The organism is Lysinibacillus sp. (assembly GCF_032093475.1).
GTDB classification, from domain to species: Bacteria; Bacillota; Bacilli; order Bacillales_A; family Planococcaceae; genus Lysinibacillus; species Lysinibacillus irui.
Map to the genome: position 1 here is coordinate 28402 of NZ_DAMDAY010000034.1, position 5587 is coordinate 33988.

A 5587-nucleotide genomic window follows, 5' to 3' on the forward strand; every position below is an offset into this window, starting at 1 on the left:
AGGAAATTCTCTTTACTTCACATGTAGCTTTGGAGTACAGTGGATAAACCTCTAGTGCCTATTTCTTGTTTTTAAATAATAATCCTTTATTTTTACTTTCTTATTAATTTGGATATGGTGAAATTTGTTGAGTGGAAACAGTAGATTGTGACGTTAGAAAACTAAAGACTACATATTTGTATAAGCTGTAGATTATTTGTGATAGTCATAATCGAAATAAAACACAATTCAAACAGTTAATATACTATTGATACAGAAATTAATGAGCCTTTTATTCCTTTACAGGAGTAAAGGCTTTTTATATTTAAAGGAGAGATTCATATGGAAGATAAACATGATTTACCTGTAAATCTTGTAGATAATTGAACAGGTAAAGTTAGTTTGGGAACTACAAAGAAAGGCGTCTTCGTTCACCCCACGATGCCTACAAATTATTTTGAAGAGGTGGGAGTAGAATGTCCAAACTAACGATGCTATGAAACAAGTTTCATATTCTTTAAACTTCTCTGATTATGCAAAAGTAATGTAACTTTTTTAAATTTAAAAAGTCTAATTAAGAAAATAGCTTTAACGTGTGTATTAATGCATTCGATTATTCAAATTACTTCTCAAATACTATTTATACATAGATCGATTTGAGTTTGATAGAAAGCCAGTTTTAAAATTTTTTATCGAGTATTAAAGAGTTTAATAGTAAATGTTCATAGTATTTTGGAATACCTTTTGTCTTATATGAAGCTTTTGAAGGAGGGAGGTTAGCACTCTAGTACCGTATTCTACTCTTTTCGATAAAAATCCCACATTTTAGGGGTTTTTCATGTTAAGATGATAAAGACTATTGAATGTGAAAAAAAGGAGATTAGTATGTTTAAGAAACTAAGAACTACCTGTATTGTATCGGCAGTTGCTTTGGCTACGATTTTGCCTGGACAAGCTTCTGCAGCTACTAGTAATAATGGAATTCAAATAAAAAACAATGTTTCTATTACCATTAATGGAGAAACGATTCATGTGTATGATCCTATCTTAAATAAGTCGGATTTCTTATTATTGCCCATGCGTGCATTATATGAGGCGGTTGGTGCAAGCGTGGATTGGGATAAGGAAACATTGACGGCATCGGCTATTCGTAATGGTAAAACAGTCGATTTAACGATTGATTCGATGAAGGCTTTAGTAGATGGACAAGAGGTTGCGATGGATGTTGCGCCATTTATGTATAAGGACCGCACTTACATGCCATTACGTTTCGTCAGTGAAAACTTTGATGGTATTGTTAATTGGGATGAGGCTACCCAATCAGTAGATATTACATTATCCGATGAAACAACAGCACCACCGCAGGAAGACCCATATATCTTACATATCAATAACAAGCGTATTGTGATGAAAGATCCAATTGTTACGAAGGATGGAAGAACATACTTACCTGCTAGCTATATTTATGATTATTTAGATGATTCATCGGGCACATGGCAACCGGATGGTTCCTTTGAATTGTTAGTTGGTGGGATGAGCTTTATTTTCAATGATAATAGCAATCAAGCTTTGATTAACAATGAAGCTGTGACAATGATCGAAAAGCCATTTGTACAAAAAGGCAAAATGTATGTTCCTGCTAAGTTTCTTGTCGATGCATTAGGCGGAAATTTACGCTATATCACGGATAAAAAAGAAATGTATATTTACGTTTATCGATATATGTTCACAAGTCCTTTCCTTGAAAAATCATATGGCTCTACGTCATCACCAGATGTTGTTCCTTCTGCTCGTTTAGAAGGGGATCGTGACTTATTTATTAGTGATAATCCAGAAACGCTAACACGTAAGCTCGTGCCACTGAATAATGCAACGCTTGCACAATATGATGTGAAACCAACAGCCGCAACGAATAAGCATCGTGTCTTTGGCTGGCATTACAACACGTTAGGTACGGATGTCAATCTCGGTATTACGGTTCAAAACAAGTCTACGACAGAGAGCATTAAAGTGACTGACTCGAGAGGCATTAGCCAAAAAACAGGTAATAGCTGGGTAGGTCATGACCTAGGCTTGACGATTGCGGATGCTGTGTTAAATAACAAGCTTCAAAAATCGGAGAGCAGTGGTATTGTTATTGCGCCAGGGGAAACAAAGGTCATTGAAACATATGATTTACACTATGATTATATCATTGGCTTCTTACATGATTTAGATATTCAAGCAGTCAATGGTGGCAAACCAGAGTATACGATTCGTACAGTGCTTACAAAGGATAATAGTGATTTAACGACTATCCAATCTGAGCAGGTAGCCATTGATGAGTATGCTAAACATCCAAGAGGTGCGTGGCCAAGCGCTACGATTCTAGCAGAATTACCAGCCTATACAGTAGATTCTCCTGAGGTAGGCTATAACATTTCTAACGGTCGTACTGACAATTTACAAACGGCTGAAAATTCACTATCCCAAATTAATGGGTCGGTAGGAAATCCAGGTCATTTCGGTATGAACTACAAGGTTTCCATCCCTGTAGTCAATCCAACAGGCTCTACAAAAACGATTAAGCTGAAACTAGCTGGTCGAGGCGGCTTATACAGTGGTGCTATTAAAGTAAATGGCACGGTGTATTTAGTGCCTTCATTAAGAGTAGGGACAGAGTATGTTGAATTACCAGATATCAAGATAAAGGGTTCAAAAGATACGATTGAATTAGAACTGATGCATGCTGGTGGGGTTAATCTTCCAGTTGCTATCTATGTAGAAACAAAATAAAAAAGTCACTGGCACGGGTCATGTGACATGAGATCGTGCCATACTTTGAAACTATTCGGAGTGAAAAAATGGCAAGAAAATTAGTAACAACAGTTGTCGTCCTTTTCATGCTTTTGCTGGCAGTTAGTCCTATCAATGGACAAGCTGCTGGTTTAGGCAATAAAGTCAGTGAAGTGAAAAAAGAGGTTTCACCACAAGTAACACATATACAGCAAAGTTATACTTCAAGTTCTTTACGTCAGTTTGTAAATGTTTTAGATGTCAATTTAAATAATACATATACGAAACTAGAAATTGGTATGCCTAATCCTATTAATTCATTAAAAACAACATCAGCGATGGCGAAGCAAAATACATATGATGGACATCGCGTTGTTGGTGCAGTCAATGCTTCTTACTTTTTAGGAAATGGTATGCCTGCGAACTTGTTAGCGGAAAATAATGAAATTGTGAACTATGGTATTTTAGGAGATACGTATGATAGTCCAACACAAAAGCCAGTTGCTTTTGGTTTATCTAAATCAGGGAAGGCTATTGCAGACTATTATTCTACAAATCTTTCTTTCCAGGTGAATGGCAAAAGCTATCCTATTGATCTCATTAATAGTGAACGAGGAACAAATAAAAACGTTTTATATACACCTGAAAAAAGATCAACCGGTTCGAATACATGGGGTGTAGAACTTGTGGTATCAGGTGCTAGCCAAGATACAAGCGTCTTGCATTTTGGCGATCAATTCTCAGGCACAGTGTCACATGTAACAACTTATGGGGTTGAGGGTAATTCATCTATACCTGCAGATGGCTTTGTTATTTCAGTTCAAAATAAAGAATTAGCTACTGAATTAAGCAAGATCACAGCAGGTACTAGTGTGGATGTTAGTTTATCGATTGATCCAAAATGGATGGATGCACAATTCATTTTAGCTGCTGGTCCAATGCTTGTGCGTAACGGCAAGGTTGATATTTCAATGCCAACGAATTCTGGCTTTGCTTCAACACGAAGCCCACGTACAGCAGTAGCAGTGGATGCAACAGGTACAAAGGTATCTCTTGTGACGATTGATGGTCGCATTAGCGGTCATAGTAATGGTGTTAATTTATCAGATTTAGCATCTCATTTAATTTCAATGGGTGCATCTTCAGCTATCAACTTAGATGGAGGCGGCTCTACTGCGATGGTGGTGCGTAATCCAGGAGGTTATTTCGCCAATCTAGTGAATAGACCATCAGAGGGTAGTGAGCGTCGTGTATCTGCCATTTTACAGGTTGTTAATACCGCGCCACCAGGCAAGGCAAAATCAATTACATTAAATAATGTTGGTCAAGTAATGAAAGGTTCTTCTGTAGAGATGCAGGCTGCTAGTGCCTATGATCAATACTTGAATCCAATGACAATTAACCCAGCGAATATGAACTGGACAGTTGAAGGAAATATCGGCAAGATGGACGGTTCTACCTTTACCGCTACACAAAAAGGTGAAGGGAAAATTATTGGAGAGTATGAAGGGATTCGTACGTCCACACCTGTGAAAGTAGTAGACTTAGCAGAAAAACCTATTGTACTAGATAGCTTCGATAATACGTCATCTTGGACAACAGAAGTGGCGAAAGCCAATGCTTCCTTAGCAAGCTCTAAAGAGTATGCGAGACAAGGAGCGGCTAGCTTACAGTTAAACTATGATTTCACAACAGCCGGCACAGGCACAAAAGCTGCCTATATGGTTGCTAAAGCACCAATTGCTATTTCAGGGCAGCCTAAAAACATTGGGGTCTGGGTATTTGGTGATGCAGGTAAGCATTGGCTAAGAGGTGTTGTGATTGATGGCGCTGGAGCTAAGCATACGATTGATTTCACAAGCCAGGGCGGTTTAGACTGGAGCGGCTGGAAATACGTGACGGCGGATATTCCAAGTGATCTAGCACAGCCATTAAAATTTGAACGTTTATATGTCGCGCAACCAACAGCTTCTCTTCAAAAGAAAGGTAAGCTATACTTCGATCAATTACAGGCGGTCTATAAAGACAATCACGAGGAATTAGTTTATACAGATGTAACAAAAGGGCATTGGGCATTTTCAGAAATCCAAAGCCTATACGATAAATCCCTTATTAAAGGGTACTCAAATGGAACATTTAAGCCAGAAGCATCTATTACACGTGCAGAGGCAGCTACAATCATTGCTAGAGCTTTAAATCTCTCAACGACGAAGGATTCAAGCTTTAAAGATGTAAGTAAAAGCCATTATGCCTACAGTGCCATTGCAGCAGTCGAGCAGGCTGGCATTATTAAAGGGCAAGAAGCAGGGAAGTTCAATCCAAACGGACAGCTTTCACGTGCAGAAATGGCAGCGATTTTAACAAGAGCGTACAAATTAACGGGAACAAGCAAGGTAAACTTCACAGATATTAAACCAACACACTGGGCGTACAGCAATATCCAAGCGCTTGTGGCGAATGATTTAACTGGAGGTTTCCCTGATAATACGTTTAGACCAGATGCACAAATTACGCGTGCTCAATTCGCAAGCTTCTTAAATAGATGCTTGTCATTAAAATAAACATGAAGAATCCTCTGTAGTAGCTACAGAGGATTTTTTCATGTTGTTTAAAAAGGAATGTTTGCGCTAAAGCGAGGGTTGATTTCCGTTTTAGAGCTACTTGCTTCCCTGTGGGCGTGCGCCGAGCCGCTTCCTCGCTACCACTTTGTGCATAGTGGGCTATTTTGATTACTATGGCTAGTATGGAAGATAAGTAAAAGCCACTTTTTGCAGAAAGGTTGATTGGAGTGGAGCCAGCGTCACTCCTAGGGGATTAGCGTCACAGATGAGAC

The 5587-nt window shown here is 38.6% G+C and carries 2 protein-coding genes; both read left to right on the forward strand.

The genetic code is table 11. The features are described from left to right. The first annotated feature begins 864 nt into the window (after positions 1-864). Entirely contained in the window at positions 865-2754 is a 1890-nt protein-coding gene (locus RT445_RS09650) for a copper amine oxidase N-terminal domain-containing protein (protein ID WP_313470474.1), read from the forward strand. 68 nt (positions 2755-2822) lie between these two features. Beyond that, positions 2823-5315, forward strand: coding sequence for an S-layer homology domain-containing protein (locus tag RT445_RS09655; RefSeq protein ID WP_313470475.1), 2493 nt, complete (start codon positions 2823-2825; stop codon positions 5313-5315). Positions 5316-5587 lie beyond the last annotated feature (272 nt).

Excerpts from the sequence above, each read along its gene's own strand:
- RT445_RS09655 (WP_313470475.1), top strand. The coding sequence starts at position 2,823 with ATGGCAAGAAAATTAGTAACAACAGTTGTCGTCCTTTTCATGCTTTTG.
- RT445_RS09650 (WP_313470474.1), top strand. The coding sequence starts at position 865 with ATGTTTAAGAAACTAAGAACTACCTGTATTGTATCGGCAGTTGCTTTG.